The sequence below is a fragment of the Pantoea phyllosphaerae genome, assembly GCF_051025595.1.
Classification (GTDB): domain Bacteria; phylum Pseudomonadota; class Gammaproteobacteria; order Enterobacterales; family Enterobacteriaceae; genus Pantoea.
This window is the reverse complement of sequence record NZ_JBPFDE010000005.1, coordinates 147,335-163,347: the sequence shown is the minus strand read 5'-3', so window position 1 is coordinate 163,347 and position 16,013 is coordinate 147,335. Positions and strand designations below refer to the sequence as shown.

At 57.9% G+C, this 16,013-nt stretch carries 19 protein-coding genes; 13 read left to right on the top strand and 6 right to left on the bottom strand.

Going from position 1 to position 16,013, the window contains the following annotated elements:
- Positions 1-128 precede the first annotated feature (128 nt).
- Both yccA and tusE read left to right on the top strand, forming a co-directional pair.
- Entirely contained in the window at positions 129-785 is a 657-nt protein-coding gene (yccA, locus tag ACR6A7_RS09195) for an FtsH protease modulator YccA (protein ID WP_434124587.1), read from the top strand.
- A gap of 141 nt (positions 786-926) precedes the next feature.
- Positions 927-1,253, top strand: coding sequence for a sulfurtransferase TusE (tusE, locus tag ACR6A7_RS09190; RefSeq protein WP_216492017.1), 327 nt, complete (start codon positions 927-929; stop codon positions 1,251-1,253).
- Here the strand turns inward: tusE and yccX are convergent, their stop codons facing one another.
- On the bottom strand, positions 1,254-1,532 hold the full coding sequence (yccX, locus tag ACR6A7_RS09185) for an acylphosphatase (RefSeq protein ID WP_434124585.1): 279 nt from the start codon (positions 1,530-1,532) through the stop codon (positions 1,254-1,256). It abuts the gene before it with no gap.
- Between the two features lie 85 nt (positions 1,533-1,617).
- On the opposite strand from yccX, the gene rlmI reads away from it, so the two are divergent.
- Together rlmI and hspQ are read left to right on the top strand one after the other, a co-directional pair.
- Complete coding sequence (gene rlmI, locus ACR6A7_RS09180) at positions 1,618-2,808, top strand: 23S rRNA (cytosine(1962)-C(5))-methyltransferase RlmI (protein WP_434124584.1); 1,191 nt, start codon at positions 1,618-1,620, stop codon at positions 2,806-2,808.
- A 59-nt stretch (positions 2,809-2,867) separates the two neighbouring features.
- A complete protein-coding gene (gene hspQ, locus ACR6A7_RS09175; RefSeq protein ID WP_033751160.1) occupies positions 2,868-3,185 on the top strand; it encodes a heat shock protein HspQ in 318 nt (105 codons plus the stop codon).
- A gap of 32 nt (positions 3,186-3,217) precedes the next feature.
- On the opposite strand, the gene ACR6A7_RS09170 is transcribed toward hspQ, so the two are convergent.
- Positions 3,218-3,640: a CoA-binding protein gene (locus ACR6A7_RS09170; protein WP_434124582.1), complete on the bottom strand. Its 423-nt coding sequence runs from the start codon at positions 3,638-3,640 to the stop codon at positions 3,218-3,220.
- 172 nt (positions 3,641-3,812) lie between these two features.
- On the opposite strand from ACR6A7_RS09170, the gene ACR6A7_RS09165 reads away from it, so the two are divergent.
- Both ACR6A7_RS09165 and mgsA read left to right on the top strand, forming a co-directional pair.
- The gene (locus ACR6A7_RS09165) at positions 3,813-4,454 is read left to right on the top strand and encodes a YccT family protein (protein WP_434124581.1); all 642 of its coding nucleotides are present in this window, start codon (positions 3,813-3,815) and stop codon (positions 4,452-4,454) included.
- Between the two features lie 68 nt (positions 4,455-4,522).
- A complete protein-coding gene (gene mgsA / locus ACR6A7_RS09160; protein ID WP_434124580.1) occupies positions 4,523-4,981 on the top strand; it encodes a methylglyoxal synthase in 459 nt (152 codons plus the stop codon).
- On the opposite strand, the gene helD is transcribed toward mgsA, so the two are convergent.
- Positions 4,982-7,036, bottom strand: coding sequence for a DNA helicase IV (gene helD, locus ACR6A7_RS09155; protein ID WP_434124683.1), 2,055 nt, complete (start codon positions 7,034-7,036; stop codon positions 4,982-4,984).
- Between the two features lie 124 nt (positions 7,037-7,160).
- On the opposite strand from helD, the gene ACR6A7_RS09150 reads away from it, so the two are divergent.
- On the top strand, positions 7,161-7,604 hold the full coding sequence (locus ACR6A7_RS09150; protein ID WP_434124579.1) for a YccF domain-containing protein: 444 nt from the start codon (positions 7,161-7,163) through the stop codon (positions 7,602-7,604).
- A gap of 9 nt (positions 7,605-7,613) precedes the next feature.
- Positions 7,614-9,752 (top strand): YccS family putative transporter, encoded by a 2,139-nt coding sequence (gene yccS / locus ACR6A7_RS09145; protein WP_434124577.1) that lies wholly within the window; start codon positions 7,614-7,616, stop codon positions 9,750-9,752.
- Here yccS and ACR6A7_RS09140 read toward each other — a convergent pair.
- Positions 9,749-10,360 (bottom strand): TfoX/Sxy family DNA transformation protein, encoded by a 612-nt coding sequence (locus ACR6A7_RS09140; RefSeq protein WP_434124576.1) that lies wholly within the window; start codon positions 10,358-10,360, stop codon positions 9,749-9,751. The genes yccS and ACR6A7_RS09140 overlap by 4 nt on opposite strands.
- A 209-nt stretch (positions 10,361-10,569) precedes the next feature.
- On the opposite strand from ACR6A7_RS09140, the gene sulA reads away from it, so the two are divergent.
- Together sulA and ompA are read left to right on the top strand one after the other, a co-directional pair.
- On the top strand, positions 10,570-11,061 hold the full coding sequence (gene sulA, locus ACR6A7_RS09135) for an SOS-induced cell division inhibitor SulA (RefSeq protein WP_434124574.1): 492 nt from the start codon (positions 10,570-10,572) through the stop codon (positions 11,059-11,061).
- A 352-nt stretch (positions 11,062-11,413) separates the two neighbouring features.
- On the top strand, positions 11,414-12,481 hold the full coding sequence (gene ompA / locus ACR6A7_RS09130) for a porin OmpA (RefSeq protein WP_434124573.1): 1,068 nt from the start codon (positions 11,414-11,416) through the stop codon (positions 12,479-12,481).
- A gap of 71 nt (positions 12,482-12,552) precedes the next feature.
- Here the strand turns inward: ompA and matP are convergent, their stop codons facing one another.
- A complete protein-coding gene (matP, locus tag ACR6A7_RS09125; protein WP_434124682.1) occupies positions 12,553-13,020 on the bottom strand; it encodes a macrodomain Ter protein MatP in 468 nt (155 codons plus the stop codon).
- A 105-nt stretch (positions 13,021-13,125) separates the two neighbouring features.
- Between matP and ACR6A7_RS09120 the strand changes: the two genes are divergently transcribed.
- Both ACR6A7_RS09120 and fabA read left to right on the top strand, forming a co-directional pair.
- Complete coding sequence (locus tag ACR6A7_RS09120; protein ID WP_434124571.1) at positions 13,126-14,940, top strand: AAA family ATPase; 1,815 nt, start codon at positions 13,126-13,128, stop codon at positions 14,938-14,940.
- Positions 14,941-15,007: 67 nt separating this feature from the next.
- The gene (fabA, locus tag ACR6A7_RS09115; protein ID WP_033751185.1) at positions 15,008-15,526 is read left to right on the top strand and encodes a bifunctional 3-hydroxydecanoyl-ACP dehydratase/trans-2-decenoyl-ACP isomerase; all 519 of its coding nucleotides are present in this window, start codon (positions 15,008-15,010) and stop codon (positions 15,524-15,526) included.
- Positions 15,527-15,583: 57 nt separating this feature from the next.
- On the opposite strand, the gene rmf is transcribed toward fabA, so the two are convergent.
- Complete coding sequence (rmf, locus tag ACR6A7_RS09110) at positions 15,584-15,751, bottom strand: ribosome modulation factor (protein ID WP_434124569.1); 168 nt, start codon at positions 15,749-15,751, stop codon at positions 15,584-15,586.
- Positions 15,752-15,858: 107 nt separating this feature from the next.
- Here rmf and ACR6A7_RS09105 point away from each other — a divergent pair, with 107 nt between their 5' ends.
- The gene (locus ACR6A7_RS09105) at positions 15,859-15,993 is read left to right on the top strand and encodes a hypothetical protein (RefSeq protein WP_434124567.1); all 135 of its coding nucleotides are present in this window, start codon (positions 15,859-15,861) and stop codon (positions 15,991-15,993) included.
- The last annotated feature ends 20 nt before the right edge of the window (positions 15,994-16,013 follow it).

Sequence of the window (16,013 nt, the reverse complement as noted above, 5' to 3'; positions counted from 1 at the left end):
TGGCGAAATCGCCATTCCGCTCAGAGAAACAGCGATTTATCGCGTAAAGAAGGGTAAAACGCCTTTCCCGTTTTGCCCCCGCTGCGTATTCTCAGCGCAAACCTCGTGTTCTGATAAAGGAGCGCATTATGGACAGAATTATTTCCTCGTCTTCACGCACATCGCTGCTCAGCACTCATAAGGTGCTGCGCAATACCTATTTCCTGCTCGGCCTGACGCTGGCGTTTTCCGCCGTGACCGCCACCGCGAGCACCGTGCTGGGCCTGCCTGGTCCAGGGCTGATTTTAATGCTGGTGGGTTTCTACGGCCTGATGTTCCTTACCCACAAACTGGCTGACAGCCCGATGGGGATTGTGGCAGCCTTCGCCTTCACCGGCTTTCTCGGCTACTGCCTGGGCCCGATCCTCAGCTCGTTTTTAGCCGCAGGCATGGCTGATGTGATTGCGCTGGCGTTAGGCGGCACGGCGCTGGTCTTCTTCTGCTGCTCGGCCTATGTGCTCACTACCCGCCGTGATATGTCCTTCCTTGGCGGGATGATGATGGCGGGCTTTGTGGTGCTGCTGGTGGCGGTCGTCGCCAATCTGTTCCTGCAGCTGCCTGCCCTGCATCTGGCAATCAGCGCGCTGTTTATTCTCTTTTCCGCCGGTGCCATCCTGTGGGAAACCAGCAATATTATTCACGGCGGCGAGACCAACTATATCCGCGCTACCGTTAGCCTCTACGTTTCGCTCTACAATATCTTTATCAGCCTGCTGAGCATTCTGGGCTTTGCCCGCAACGACTAGTTGCCTCGCATGCAGATAGCCTTACACAGAGCGTAAGGCGTCTTGCGACAGCGCCTTCCTGACCCCGCTTCGGCGGGGTTTTGCTTTTTCTGACGGCGCAATTTGGTAGAATGCCGCCGGATAACGCAGTCAGGAGCAAACGTGGAATTTAACGGTAAAACCATTGAGGTCGACGGCGAAGGCTATTTGAAACATCGCGACGACTGGAGCGAGGCGCTCGCAGAACAGATCGCCGATAAAGAAGGCATCGCCATGAGCGATGCGCACTGGGAAGTAGTGCGCTTTGTGCGCGCATTCTATCTGGAGTACAACACCTCGCCCGCCATTCGCATGCTGGTAAAGGCGATGGCGCAAAAGTACGGCGAAGAGAAAGGCAACAGCCGCTATTTGTTCCGTCTCTTCCCGGATGGCCCGGCGAAACAGGCGACTAAAATTGCCGGCCTGCCCAAACCGGCGAAGTGTCTCTGATCAGCCGGTAGTGAAACGGCGCGGCGGCTCGGCGGGTTGATGCGGCTCCATAAGCACCTTGTCGACGCGCGCGCCGCGCGGCCCACCTGCCTTGAGCCAGGCGATAAGCGCCTCAACCTTGTCCGGCTCGCCCCAGGCCAGCACTTCAACGCTGCCGTCATCCAGATTTCGCGCGTAACCCAGCACGCCAAGCTGCGACGCCTGCGCCTGAGTGCCGTAGCGGAACCCTACGCCCTGCACTCTGCCATGCACCCATATTTTGTAACAGGTTGATGTCATCACTCGCTCCTGCCGCTGCGCGTTGCAATTTTCCGTTAACCGCCGGACAATGGCGCCTCATTTTTTCAGGTAAGCATAGCAAACTATGACCGTTCGATTGATTCTCGCTAAGGGACGTGAAAAATCCCTGCTCCGCCGCCATCCGTGGGTGTTTTCCGGTGCCGTCGCGCGCCTTGAAGGTAAAGCGCAACTGGGTGAAACCGTTGATGTCTGCGACCATAATGGCAAATTTCTCGCGCGCGCGGCCTGGTCGCCGCAGTCGCAAATTCGCGCCCGCGTCTGGAGCTGGCAGCAGGACGAATCAATCGATATCGCCTTCTTCGTGCGCCGTTTCGAGCAGGCGCGCCAGTGGCGTGACTGGCTGGCGCAGAAAGACGGGCTGGACAGCTATCGTCTGATCGCCGGCGAATCGGACGGCTTGCCTGGCGTGACCATCGATCGCTTCGGCAATTTCCTGGTGCTGCAGCTGCTCTCCGCCGGGGCCGAATACCAGCGCCCGGCAATTCTCTCCGCGCTGCAGCAGTGCTTCCCCCAGTGCGCTATCTACGATCGCTCCGATGTGGCGGTGCGTAAAAAAGAGGGGCTGGAGCTGACGCAGGGCCCGGTGACCGGCGAACTACCGCCGCCGCTGCTGCCGATAACCGAACACGGCATGAAGCTGTTGGTCGATATTCAGGGCGGCCATAAAACCGGCTACTACCTCGACCAGCGCGACAGCCGTCTGGCGACGCGTCGCTACGCGCAGGATGCGCGCGTGCTGAACTGCTTCTCCTATACCGGCGGATTTGCCGTATCGGCGCTGATGGGCGGCTGCCGCGAAGCGATCAGCGTGGACACCTCGCAGGAGGCGCTCGACGTGGCGCGCCAGAACGTTGAGCTCAATGAGCTGGATCTGTCACGCGCGCAGTTTGTGCGCGACGACGTGTTCAAGCTGCTGCGCCGCTACCGCGACGCCGGTGAGAAGTTCGATCTGATTATCATGGATCCACCGAAGTTCGTGGAGAATAAAAACCAGCTGGCGGGCGCCTGCCGCGGATATAAAGATATCAATATGCTGGCGATGCAGCTGCTTAATCCCGGCGGCATCCTGATGACCTTCTCCTGTTCAGGTCTGATGACGACCGAGCTGTTTCAGAAAATCGTGGCTGATGCGGCGCTGGATGCCGGTCGCGAAGCGCAGTTTATCGAGCAGTTCCGTCAGGCGGCCGATCACCCGGTGATCGCCAGCTATCCTGAGGGACTTTATCTTAAAGGTTTTGCATGTCGTGTGGTGTGACTTGAAAAAGCGCCTTCTGACGCCATATTGATCAGGAGGCAGTTTTTCTGGAGGTCACTATGATTGCCACTAAATTTGGTATTGGTCAGCAGGTTCGCCACCGCCTTTCGGGCGTGCTGGGCGTAATAGTCGATGTCGATCCCGAATATTCGCTGGATACGCCGAAGCTTGACGAGGTCGGCGCGACCGAAACGCTGCGCCGCGCGCCCTGGTATCACGTGGTGATGGAAGATGAAGAAGGCGATCAGGTGCACACCTATATCGCTGAGATACAGCTTTCCGGCGAAACCAGTTCGGAGCATCCGGAACAGCCGGAGATGGACGAGCTGGCCGCATCCATTCGCCAGCAGCTGCAGGCACCGCGCCTGCGCCACTGATCGCAGGCGGCACTTCTGCGCCGCCTGTGATACTACGGTTTCTGTCGCGTCACGCCCAGACGCGGAATTTCTATTTTAGGACAGCGATCCATAATCACGGTCAGACCGGCATCCTGCGCCAGCACGGCGGCCTGCTCGTTGATCACGCCCAGCTGCAGCCAGAGAGTATCCGCGCCCGCCGCAATCGCTTCCTGCGCTACGCCCCACGCCGCTTCTGAATGGCGAAACACATCAACCATATCGATTTTGCCCGGGACCTCTTCCAGTTTCGCGTAGGCGGTCTGGCCCAGCAGCGTCTGCCCGGCCAGTTTCGGACTCACCGGCACCACCTCATAGCCCTGCTCCAGCAGATATTTCATCACGCCGTAGCTCGGTCGGTCTGGACGATCGCTGGCGCCTACCAGTGCAATGCGCTGAGTGCGCGTTAACACGTCGCGAATAGTTTGATCGTTCATCTTTCTCTCCTTATTTCAGAGCATTAAATGTAGCGTTGCCCGTTAAGCGAGCCGCTCTCCAGAAAAGGGAATTTTGCACTGGCGCACAAAAAAATATGTTCAAATGTAAATTTACTGCCATAATGTAAGAATTTGCTACACACAAAACTTTGCGCCCTATTCTGGAGTCTACATGAAACTCTCTCTGGCCGTGACGGGGTTGACTGTTCTCCTCATCTCGGCAACCTGTCACGCCATCACGCTGAAGCTTGATCCGCAGATCGATCTGCTGGTGCTGGACGGGCGCAAAATTTCTGGTTCGCTGCTGAAAGGCGCCGACAGCCTTGAGCTGGAGCGCGGGCAGCATCAGTTTCTCTTTCGCGTCGAACAGCTGCGCGACGCCCGCAAAGATGCGTCGCTGCGCTATCAGTCTGCGCCGATGATCGTCACCTTCAACGCCCAGGTTAAAACCATCACCATTCGCCTGCCCGCGCTGGAAAACCGCCGCGAGCGCCACCACTTCGACCGCACGCTCAACTTCCAGCTGGTCGACGAGCGCGGCAAAGAGATCGATATTCGACGCGATCGCCTGCCTCTCTCCGCGGAAAACGATATGGAAAAGGCGATGATCCGCTATAACCGCAACGGCCAGATCGCCTCCGTTCCCCATTTCGCCGCCGTACGCGACGGTGCGGCCAACCGCCCGCCCGCTGAAGCCGAGTTTGTCTGGATAGACGAAGCGCAGTCGCCCGCCATTAAACGCTGGTTTCATCGCTTCGATCAGGCGACCCGCCAGCAATTTATGTCGCTGGTCAAATTGTTAAGGACAAGTTGATAGGCGCGAAAGACGCAGGGTAAACTCGCGCCACTCTTCTTCGCACGCGACTTCATCAGGACCTCTTTATGGAACAGACCACCCGCACGCTTGGCCTCAGCAAACATATCGCCCTCGTTGCGCACGACCACTGCAAGGCCTCGCTGCTTGACTGGGTCAAAGAGAACCAGCCCATCCTTGAACCTCACACTCTTTACGCCACCGGCACCACCGGCAATCTGATTAATCGCCATACAGGCCTGAACGTGAATGCGATGCTGAGCGGCCCGATGGGCGGCGACCAGCAGGTGGGCGCGTTGATTGCGGAAGGCAAAATTGACGTGCTGATCTTTTTCTGGGACCCGCTTAATGCGGTGCCGCACGATCCCGATGTGAAGGCGCTGCTGCGCCTCGCCACCGTCTGGAACATTCCGGTTGCGACCAACCGCGCCACGGCCAACTTTATTATTCAGTCGCCGCTGTTTGCCCAGACGGTGGAGATCGCCATCCCCGACTATCAGCGTTATCTGCAGGCGCGCCTGAGCTAATCAGGCTTTACGCAGTAGCGGCACGCCGAGCTGACGAAACGCCTCGACGAAGCGCGAAGGCTGTTCGCGATCGTAAAGCATCCAGACCTGCTGGCGCGCGCGCGTTAACGCCACATAGGCCAGCCGCCGCTCCTCCGCATCCGGGAAATCCTCCGGCGGCGGCAGCAGTCCCTGCTCAATGACCGATTCACGCGCCGCGGCGGGAAAGCCCTCTTTGCCCGCCTGCAAGCCCAGCAGAATAACGACATCCGCTTCCTGTCCTTTGCTGGCGTGAATAGTCATAAAGTCGAGGTTAAGCTTCGGCCAGCGTGTTTTCGCTTTATCCAGCACATCGGGGCGCAGATGGTGATAGCGCGCCAGCAGCAGCACCCGCTCGTCTGGTTTTACGTAGCCGCTCAGCTTGTTCAACAGCGGCTCCAGCTGCTCCTGTGGTAGCAGGCCTGCGGCTTTTTTACTGCCTTTGATCGGGCTGTTGAGCGGCTTGCGCAGCTGGTGCGGGTTCTGCTGGATGAAGCGGTTAGCAATATCGCCGATGCGATCGTTAAAGCGATAGGTGGTATCCAGCACGCAGCGATCGCCGTCGCCGAAGTAGTGATGAAAGGCAGTGGTCAGCGTCATCTCTGCGCCGGTGAAGCGATAGATCGCCTGCCAGTCGTCGCCCACGGCGAACAGCGTGGCGCGCTTGTTTTGCTGACGCAGCGCCGCAAGCAGGGCGGCGCGCTGCGGCGAGATATCCTGAAATTCGTCTACCAGGATATGTTTCCACGGGCTGATAAAGCGTCCCTTGTCGAGAATTGCCACGGCCTGATGGATTAGCCCGGAAAAATCGACTGCGCCCTCCTCTTTCAGCGCGCTTTTCCAGGCTTTCAGCAGCGGCGCCATCAGCTTCACTCGTTTGCCGAACAGCTCGCGCACCTCTTCCGGCGCGTCAGCGATCATCGCCGCCTGCGCGCCGCCGTGCATGCGCATCAGTCCCAGCCAGCGTTCGAGGCGCGATGCCAGCCGTTTCGCCAGCCGATCGTCCTGCCAGAAGTGCCCTTCAGGCAGCTCCCACTCTAGCTCGTCGCGCAGCCACTGACGCCAGCCGTTCGCCTGCGCCTTCTTCTCGTCGCACTGCTGACGCCAGCTGTCGATCAGCAGGGCGTGACGCGCCGCGGTATCGCTCTCCAGCTTGCTGACGACCGGCTGCTTATTGCTGCCTTCACGGATAATGTGCAGCGCCAGCGCGTGAAAGGTGCGCGCCTGAATGTCGGCGACGCCCAGTCGCGACCTAATGCGATCGTTCATCTCTTCCGCCGCCTGACGCCCAAACGCCAGCAGCAGAATCTGCTCGGGCGCGGCCAGCTTGCGCCGCAGCAGCCAGCCCGCCCGCGCCACCAGCACCGAGGTTTTGCCGCTGCCTGCGCCCGCGAGCACCAGCACCGCATCTTCGCCGTTCACTACCGCTTCGCTCTGCGACAGGTTGAGCGGCGAGGATTCTACCGTGGCGAAAAAATCGTGATGGGCGCTGAGCATGCGCGCCGTCCAGTCGCGGTTGCGCTGACGCAGCGCCGTCTCGCCCTGCTCCAGCCAGCGCTGGCAAAGCAGGTAAGGCTCGCGGCAGTCGCTGAACTGCTCAAGGCGCGCCAGCGGCAGCGGCAGCGCGGCGAACTGTTTCTCGATGGTGGCGCGCAGCGCCTGCAGCTCGCTGCGCTTGATCCAGCGATCCTGCTCGCCGAAGCGCGCGATCTCCTGCCTGAGTTCATCCAGCACCCCGGCGCAGATCGCGCTCATCTCGGCGCTCCACGCCTGCCAGGCCTGCAGCAGATAGTGGTAGAAGCGCTGCGTCTCCTGCCATTCAGTGCCGTGCAGCCGCACTACTTTGTCGTCAGGGAGTAAAAATTCCAGCTCGCCCCAGACCATGCCGCGCTTGCAGCTGATATCGAGCAGCTCGTTGAAAGGAATCAGGTATTCGTGCCGGTCGCCGCTTACTTCCACCCCGGCCGCCAGCAGGCGTACCCGATTATAGGGATGCTGGGCAAGCCGTTTGCCCATCGATGTCGCTTTGAGTTCCATGTCCACACCGTCGAACCTGGGAAAAGAATATCGGGAGTTTACCTGTCAGACTCTTGGCGCTCCAGCCTTAAAACAGGCTAAACTTGGCGGCACATCTTGCGGAAAGCAAAAGGAAAAAAACGCCATGCGCACTGTGTTAAACATTCTCAACTTTATCCTCGGCGGGTTTATCACCACCCTTTGCTGGCTGTTCGCCACGCTGGTGAGTATCGTCCTGATCTTTACCCTGCCGCTGACGCGCTCCTGCTGGGAAATCACCAAACTCTCTCTGCTGCCTTACGGCAACGAGGCGGTGCATGTGGACGTGCTGCGCCCGGAGAGTAAAAGCGCGCTGATGAACACCGGCGGCACCTTCCTCAATATTTTCTGGCTGATCTTTTTCGGCTGGTGGCTCTGCCTGACCCATATCTCTACCGGCATCGTACAGTGCATCAGCATCATCGGCATTCCAGTGGGCCTCGCCAACTTTAAAATCGCCGCTATCGCGCTCTGGCCGGTTGGCCGCCGCGTGGTCTCGGTTGAAGAAGCGCGCGCCGCGCGCGACGCCAGCGCCCGTCGGCGCTACTGAGGCCGCCACATGATGTCCAACGCCTTGCCGGGCTGGCGCAACTATCTCTTTAACAGCAGCTGGCGCTATCTGCTGCGCATTTTTCTGGCGCTGACCGGCTGCGCGGCGGTGCCCTGGTGGCTGCATCAGATAGACTGGACCATCCCGCTGACGCTCGGCGTGGTGGCCGCGGCGCTGGCCGATCTCGACGATCGCCTTACCGGTCGGCTGCGCAATCTGCTGATTACCCTGCTCTGCTTCTGTATCGCCTCGGTGTCGGTAGAGCTGCTGTTTCCCCATCCGCTCGCCTTTATGGCCGGCCTGGCGCTCTCCACCTGGGGCTTTATTCTGCTGGGCGCGCTTGGTCAGCGTTACGCCACCATCGCCTTTGGCGCGCTCTTGATTGCCATTTACACCATGCTGGGCATCGGCCTCTTTTCGCAATGGTATATGCAGCCGATACTGCTGCTGGTCGGGGCGCTCTGGTACAACGTGCTGACACTGCTCGGCCATCTGATGTTCCCGGTGCGGCCGGTGCAGGAACAGCTGGCGGGCAGCTACGCGCAGCTGGCGCAGTATCTTGAAGCCAAGGCGAATCTGTTCGATCCCGACGGCGAGGCGCAGGATGACGCCACGCTGATCCGCACCGCAATGGTCAACAGCCAGCTGGTGGCGCAGCTCAATCTGACAAAAAGCACGCTGCAGAGCCGCCTGCGCGGCGATCGCGGTTCGCGCAGCACCCGCCGCAGCCTGCACTACTACTTTGTGGCGCAGGATATCCACGAGCGCGCCAGCTCCTCCCATCTGCAGTATCATCTGCTGCGCGACGACTGGCGTTACAACGAGATCCTGTTCCGCTTTCAGCGGCTGCTAAATATGCAGGCGCAGGCGTGCCGTCAGCTCTCGCAGTGCATTTTGCTGCGCGAACGCTGGGAGCACGACCCGCGCTTCGAGCGCGCCTTCGATCGCCTGCAGACGGCGCTAGAGCGCCTGCAGCAAAACGAGCCTGATGCGCCCCATCTGCGTCCGCTCTTCTGGCTGTTGCGCAATTTGCGCGCTATCGACGCGCAGCTGGGATCGATAGAGTCTGAGCAGTCGTTAGCCAGCGAAAACCTGGCGAGCGATAACCGACTGTCGCGCGAAGGGCTCAGCGGCTGGAGCGACATTCGCCTGCGGCTGAGCCGCCATATGACCCCCGCCTCCGCGCTGTTCCGTCATGCGGTGCGCATGACGGTGGTGCTCTGTATCGGCTACGGCTTTATTCAGATTACCGGCCTCGATCGCGGCTACTGGATCCTGCTTACCAGCCTGTTTGTCTGCCAGCCTAACTATAACGCCACGCGGCGCAGGCTGGCGCTGCGTATCGGCGGTACGCTGGCGGGCATCGCTATCGGCCTGCCGGTGCTCTGGCTGGTGCCCTCGACCGAAGGCCAGCTGGTGCTGATCGTGGTCAGCGGCGTGCTGTTTTTCGCCTTTCGTCAGGTGCAGTACGCGCAGGCGACGCTCTTTATCACGCTGCTGGTGCTGCTCTGCTTCAATTTGCTGGGAGAGGGATTCGAGGTGGCGCTGCCGCGCATCGTGGACACGCTGCTGGGATGCGCCCTCGCCTGGCTGGCGGTGGCGTTTATCTGGCCTGACTGGCGTTTTCGCCAGCTGCCTGCCGTGGCGGCGCGTACCCTGAACGCTAACTGTCGCTATCTGGATGCGATTATGGAGCAGTATCACCAGGGCAAAGATAACCGCCTCGCCTATCGTATCGCGCGCCGCGACGCTCACAACGCTGATGCTGAGCTGGCTTCGGTGGTCTCCAATATGAGCGGCGAGTCGCGGACGCAGCAGAAACATAAAGAGTCCGCCTTCCAGCTGCTCTGCCTTAACCACTCTTTCCTGAGCTATATTTCTGCGCTGGGGGCACACCGCGATAAGCTGAACGACGGCGCACTGCTGACGCTGCTCGACGACACGGTCTGCTATGTCGAAGATGTGCTGCAAACCGACGTGGTGAGCGACGCCGAAGCGGAAGCAATGCAGAGCGCGCTGACGCAGCGCATCAGCGATATGGCTGCCAATCAGGAGACACGCGCTCCGCTGGTGCTGCAGCAGCTGGGCTTGCTGGTCACGCTGCTGCCAGAAATCGCCCGTCTGCGCAGGACGCTGGCGCAGCCTTAAGCGCCGTCGCCTTTCAACGTCTCCTGATACCATTCATTCAGTTCCGCCCTGACCGTTTGCGGCAGGGCGGCCTCATGGCGTCCTTCTATCGCCCCTTCCAGCGCCAGCAACGTTTTAAAACCGATATGTTGGTTGATTGCTCTGAGCCTGAGCCAGCACCGTTTTGCTCCCAGCTCTTTCAGATGGCGCACGCTTCTTACGCCTGCCTCATGCAGCAAGAGCTCCATGCGCAGGCTGAGATTGGGCAGGTCTTTCAGCCGCAGCGGCCGCTGTCTGGCCAGCGTCTCCTGTTGAGCGGTGCGCAGCGAGGCGGCAGAGAGCGACAGCAGGCGATCGGTATCGCGCCAGAGCGCGTCGTCGACACGATAGTAGTTTAGGCTCACCTCGGCGCCGCGCTTGCGAAACACCAGCGGCTGCATCGGCTGCCGCGCCGCATATTCCCGCAGCGCTTCGCTGGCGCGCAGGTAGAGCGCGTCGTCATTAACCAGTGCGAAGACCACTTTTTCCACCGCCAGCGCATAGCCGCCGAACTGAGTGCGCGACTCGATGTGACCTAGCGCGGCCAGACAGTTACGGGACCGCTCTACCATAGAGTGTTGTTTTTTCATGACACGCTCTCCTTGTGTGCAGTTAATAAAAAGCCATCACTATCAACCCGTTAGAGATATAGGGAAAATCAATTAAGGGTTCAATTAATTCTTTTGTTTGAGCTCGACCTTCTCTCTTTTTTGCGAGCCGTTTTCCAAATTTGAGGTTGATCTTTATCCAGGAAGCCATTACTGTATATCCATACAGTCCAATGCTGAGTGGTTAACTTATGCGCACCCAACACTTTAATAATGCAGGCTTTGCTCACCGTCACGTTTCCGCTTCCCGGCCTTCGCAGCACAGCGGCTGGATTACGGAACTGCGCTACAGCGAGCAGCCCGGCATGATGCAAATGTTGCTGCTGCCGTTACTGCAACAGCTCAGCCAGGAGTCTCGCTGGCAGCTGTGGCTGACGCCCGCGCACAAGCTCAATCGCGCCTGGCTGCAGCAGTCAGGTTTGCCGCTGGAAAAAAGCATGCACGTTGCGGATTCTGAGCGTTGCACCTCTGTTGAGGCGATGATTAAAGCTTTGCGCACAGGAAATTACAGCGTCGTGCTGGCGTGGATACCCTATGATTTAGATGAGGAAGAGCGGCGCGAATTAGAACAGGCGGCGGCAGAAGGAAAAGCGTTAGGGTTGATTATGCGCCCAAACGGGATGAGCGAACCCACGCTGCGACCAAATAAAGGGCTAAAAATTCAGTCGGATTTGTTTCATTAAGTAAAAATAGGATTTTTCTCGCGCCATTTACCTTTTTTGTTACAGCTAAACCACTGATTCTTTTCCCTCCAGCTTTGACAATGGTTTAGCTGCATTTTGCCTTAAAGCACGACGGCATTAAGACCGGGCGAAATGTTAGAATATGTGTATAAAGCCCTGTTTTTTTGCAGCATCCCCTCACATCATACTTGTAACTTTCCAATCTCGTTGTAGACTTTACCTCGCCAGGGTGCTCAATAATCTCCGTTTTTTAGCGGTAGAGTCATAAGCGAGCGTATTAACCCGGCGAAGGATTACAACCAAGAGCATCCCTTTTTGCTCATTGCCTATTTGGATGATAACGAGGCGCAAAATGAAAAAGACAGCTATCGCAATTGCAGTGGCACTGGCTGGCTTCGCTACCGTAGCGCAGGCCGCTCCGAAAGATGACACCTGGTATACCGGTGCTAAACTGGGCTGGTCTCAGTATCACGATACTGGTTACTACGGTAACGGTTATGGCAACAACAATGGTCCGACTCACGAATCACAGCTTGGCGCTGGTGCATTCGTAGGTTACCAGGCTAACCCGTACCTGGGCTTCGAGCTGGGCTACGACTGGCTTGGCCGTATGCCGAACAAAGGCACCGTAAACAACGGCGCATTCAAAGCACAGGGCGTTCAGCTGGCTGCTAAACTGAGCTATCCGATCACTGACGATCTGGATGTCTACACCCGTCTGGGTGGTATGGTATGGCGCGCTGACGCAACGCAGAACAACGTTGTCAACGGCCGCATCAGCAACCACGACACCGGCGTTTCTCCGCTGGCAGCAGTGGGTGTTGAATACGCTCTGACTCAGAACTGGGCAACGCGTCTGGACTACCAGTGGGTGAACAACATCGGCGACGCACAGACCGTTGGCGCTCGTCCTGACAACGGCATGCTGAGCGTAGGCGTTTCATACCGCTTCGGTCAGGATGAAGTTGCACCGGTTGTTGCTCCGGCTCCGGCACCGGCTCCAGTTGTTGAAACCAAGCGTTTCACCCTGAAGTCTGACGTGCTGTTCACCTTCAACAAAGCTACCCTGAAGCCGGAAGGCCAGCAGGCGCTGGATCAGCTGTACAGCCAGCTGAGCTCAATGGATCCGAAAGACGGTTCAGTCGTCGTTCTGGGCTTCACTGACCGCATCGGCTCTGAGCAGTACAACCAGAAACTGTCTGAGAAACGCGCTCAGTCAGTGGTTGACTACCTGGTCTCTAAAGGTATCCCGTCTAACAAGATCTCTGCACGTGGCATGGGTAAATCTAACCCAGTTACCGGCAACACCTGTGACAGCGTGAAAGGCCGTCAGGCTCTGATCGACTGCCTGGGTCCGGACCGTCGCGTAGAAATCGACGTGAAAGGCATCAAAGACGTTGTAACTCAGCCGCAGGCTTAAGTTATTTCGTAAGAAAAAACCCCGCAAAGCGGGGTTTTTTTATGTCTCTTTTCTGGCTTTTATGCGCCACGCTAGTCGCTGCCCGTTTCTGATTTGCCGAGAATCGCCTGCAGATCCTGTTTCAGGCTCGACATCTGGGTAGCGTATTTCTCTTTACGCTCGGCATCTTCGATCAGCTGAACGATAGTTTCCGATAGCGTGCAGCCGCGGCGCTGCGCCAGCCCTGCCAGTCGCTGCCACACCAGATACTCCAGATCGATCGATTTCTTACGCGTGTGCTGATGCTCAGCGTTGAAATGCCGTTTGCGGCGCGCACGAATGGTCTGTTTGAGCCGATTATCCAGGTCTGGATGAATATGTTGCGCGATCCATTCAGCCACATCGACCGGACGATTTTCTATTGCGAGCAGTTCATCTACGGCTGCCTGCGCGGCGCTGCGTTCAAGATGACGCGTGATCGGCTCACCTTCCCGGTGTTTTTTTACCAGGTATTTCCATTTCCATCCACTTTCAAGATTTTCGAGTTGTTGGTATTTCATCGGAATCTCATCGTGACCGCGTAACAAACTTAGGATAACAGTTTTTTTGCTGGATGCAGTAAGGAAAAAGGCGTTGTCTGTCTCAGGGTTAATCCGAACCATGCAGTGCTTAACAAAGGGGTTTCCTGTATAATCCCGCTTTTCTTTAATCAACCAAATGCGATTATTTTGACCAGTTCCCAACTTTCCTGGCAAGACCTGCAGCCGAATATTACCGGATACGCGTCCGTTTTCTCCCGTATTACCGAAGAAGAGACCGATAGCCTGGCGACGGTACAGCCGCGTTTGCTGAATGCGCTGGCCTGCCTCGCTCAGCAGAACGAGGGCTTTCCCCTTCTGCTGGTGTGTAGTCAGGAAAACCTGGACTACCTGGCGCTTATTGCGCGCCAGATGGAGCGCGTTGCCGACAACCCCAATGAGCTGTTCGGCGGACATTATCATATCATCGCGGATAACGTGACCCTTCAACCCCCTGGCGATGCCTCGCATCCTTTTACCGGCAGCGGTCAAATTCATTTTGCGGAGTGGGTTGAGAACGAGCAGCTGTTTGGCTGCGTGCGCCTGCATCGCGACCGCCTGCAGCTTGAGCCGGGCCTGATCCACCGCGCGAATGGCGGAACGCTGGTGCTGTCGCTGCGTACCCTGCAGGCACAGCCGCTGCTGTGGCTGCGATTGAAACGCGCTATCCAGCTGGGTCGCCTGGAATGGCAATCGCCCGATGAACGTCATCCTCTGCCCGTCTCTGTACCTCCGCTTCCGCTTAGCCTGAAGCTGGTGCTCTGCGGCGATCGCGATGCGCTGGCGGCGTTTCAGGAGAGCGATCCCGAACTGCACGAGATGGCGATCTATACTGAATTCGAAGAAAACATGCAGGTCGTCGATGAAGATGACATGCTCGCCTGGTGCCGCTGGGCGCAGGATGTTGCGCTGCAGGCGGGACTGCCCGCTCCCCAGGCCGATTTCTGGCCGCCGCTGATCCGCGAAGCGGTGCGTTATACCGGCGATCAGGAAGTGCTGCCGCTCTGCCCGCGCTGGCTGCTGCGTCAGATGCGCGAAGCCTTCGCCCAGGAGAATGCGCTCAGCGAGGCGGCCCTGATCAGCGCCCTGGACGTACGCGGCTGGCGCGAAGCTTTCCTCGCCGAGCGCATGCGCGACGAAATTCTGCTGAAGCAGATCTTGATTGAAACCGAAGGCGAAGTGGTCGGCCAAATCAACGGTCTTTCCGTGGTTGAGTTTCCTGGCCATCCGCGCCCGTGGGGCGAACCTTCGCGCATTACCTGCGTGGTACATCCGGGCGACGGCGAGTTTACCGACGTCGAACGCAAAGCTGAGCTGGGCGGGAACATCCATGCCAAAGGCATGATGATTATGCAGGCTTATCTTATCGCCGAGCTGGAGCTCGATCAGCAGCTACCCTTCTCGGCATCGCTGGTCTTTGAGCAATCCTACTCGGAGGTCGATGGCGACAGCGCCTCGCTGGCGGAACTCTGCGCCCTCGTCAGCGCGCTGGCTAATCAGCCGATTAATCAGCAAATTGCCGTTACCGGATCGGTCGATCAGTTCGGCAATGTTCAGCCGGTCGGTGGTTTGAACGAGAAGATGGAAGGTTTCTTCACTATCTGCAACGAACGCGAACTGACCGGCCAGCAGGGCGTCATCATTCCGGCGTGCAACGTACGCCACCTCTGCCTGAGCCAGGACGTGGTCGACGCGGTTGAACAGGGCCGTTTTCATATCTGGGCGATCGATCGCGCCGATGAGGCGCTGCCGCTGTTGACCGGCGTGGTCTGGCGCAGCGCAGAGGATAACGGCGATGCGCTGCTGCGCCGCATCGAAGATCGTATTGCCCAGTTCAATCAGCAGGAAGCGCGTCATCGCCCCTGGCCACTTCGCTGGCTAAACTGGTTTAACCAGAACTGATTGAATTGCCCAGCGTACAGCTGTTCGCTAAACTTCGTGCTCTACTAAAACAAGGCTTATTGAAAACATGGTTGATAAACGCGAATCCTATAGCAAAGAGGACCTGATTGCGTCAGGTCGCGGTGAACTGTTTGGCGAGAACGGTCCGCCGCTTCCGTCAGGCAACATGTTGATGATGGACCGCGTGGTCAAGATGACCGAAGATGGCGGTAAGTTCGACAAAGGTTTCGTTGAAGCCGAACTGGATATCAATCCGGACTTATGGTTTTTTGCCTGCCACTTTATCGGCGATCCGGTCATGCCGGGCTGTCTCGGTCTGGACGCAATGTGGCAGCTGGTAGGATTCTATCTGGGCTGGCTGGGCGGCGAAGGCAAAGGCCGCGCGCTGGGCGTTGGCGAGGTGAAATTTACCGGCCAGGTGCTGCCGACCGCGAAAAAAGTGACCTATCGCATTCACTTCAAGCGCGTCATTAACCGTAAGCTGGTGATGGGCGTTGCCGATGGCGAAGTCTTCGTTGATGGTAATCTGATTTACTCTGCCAGCGATTTGAAAGTCGGTCTTTTCAAAGACACCAACGCTTTCTGATTGCGCAAAAGAAAACCTCCGCCAGCGCGGAGGTTTCTTCCTTTTCCTGACGGTCGATTACACCGTAACTGACCTGTCCTCCATGGCTTGTCGCCAACCTCCCAACCAGTGAGACTTAGCCTCAATCATCTGATACGGACACATCTCTTTTGAGCGTCCTGTAATACCGGCCTGGTAGCCACGTGCATGAGCGCGTTCAAGGCGGTCTCGTTTCTGTCTCTTCATACTCCGTATCCCTCATATCAGGTCTGTGGAATCTGGTGGAAAGAAATAGAGTGGCGAATTATTACTCAACCACTATTAAGTTCTACCTGCCCTGACCGGAAAGGTCAATGCGCAAATTTCACGCCAGTGTCATCATTTTGACGCTAAATCGCCATGATTTTGCTCTCGCGCAGCCTGGCCGCTGCCTTTATCGCCTTGAAGCGGCAACAAAAAAGCCCCTGTTTGCCGCCGCATTTCGCTGACGACAACCAGGGGCTGAGCA

Coding starts and splice junctions, on each gene's coding strand:
- yccA (WP_434124587.1), top strand. CDS start 129: ATGGACAGAATTATTTCCTCGTCTTCACGCACATCGCTGCTCAGCACT.
- yccX (WP_434124585.1), bottom strand. CDS start 1,532: ATGACATCAACCTGTTACAAAATATGGGTGCATGGCAGAGTGCAGGGC.
- rlmI (WP_434124584.1), top strand. CDS start 1,618: ATGACCGTTCGATTGATTCTCGCTAAGGGACGTGAAAAATCCCTGCTC.
- hspQ (WP_033751160.1), top strand. CDS start 2,868: ATGATTGCCACTAAATTTGGTATTGGTCAGCAGGTTCGCCACCGCCTT.
- ACR6A7_RS09170 (WP_434124582.1), bottom strand. CDS start 3,640: ATGAACGATCAAACTATTCGCGACGTGTTAACGCGCACTCAGCGCATT.
- ACR6A7_RS09165 (WP_434124581.1), top strand. CDS start 3,813: ATGAAACTCTCTCTGGCCGTGACGGGGTTGACTGTTCTCCTCATCTCG.
- mgsA (WP_434124580.1), top strand. CDS start 4,523: ATGGAACAGACCACCCGCACGCTTGGCCTCAGCAAACATATCGCCCTC.
- helD (WP_434124683.1), bottom strand. CDS start 7,036: ATGGAACTCAAAGCGACATCGATGGGCAAACGGCTTGCCCAGCATCCC.
- ACR6A7_RS09150 (WP_434124579.1), top strand. CDS start 7,161: ATGCGCACTGTGTTAAACATTCTCAACTTTATCCTCGGCGGGTTTATC.
- yccS (WP_434124577.1), top strand. CDS start 7,614: ATGATGTCCAACGCCTTGCCGGGCTGGCGCAACTATCTCTTTAACAGC.
- ACR6A7_RS09140 (WP_434124576.1), bottom strand. CDS start 10,360: ATGAAAAAACAACACTCTATGGTAGAGCGGTCCCGTAACTGTCTGGCC.
- sulA (WP_434124574.1), top strand. CDS start 10,570: ATGCGCACCCAACACTTTAATAATGCAGGCTTTGCTCACCGTCACGTT.
- ompA (WP_434124573.1), top strand. CDS start 11,414: ATGAAAAAGACAGCTATCGCAATTGCAGTGGCACTGGCTGGCTTCGCT.
- matP (WP_434124682.1), bottom strand. CDS start 13,020: ATGAAATACCAACAACTCGAAAATCTTGAAAGTGGATGGAAATGGAAA.
- fabA (WP_033751185.1), top strand. CDS start 15,008: ATGGTTGATAAACGCGAATCCTATAGCAAAGAGGACCTGATTGCGTCA.
- rmf (WP_434124569.1), bottom strand. CDS start 15,751: ATGAAGAGACAGAAACGAGACCGCCTTGAACGCGCTCATGCACGTGGC.
- ACR6A7_RS09105 (WP_434124567.1), top strand. CDS start 15,859: ATGCGCAAATTTCACGCCAGTGTCATCATTTTGACGCTAAATCGCCAT.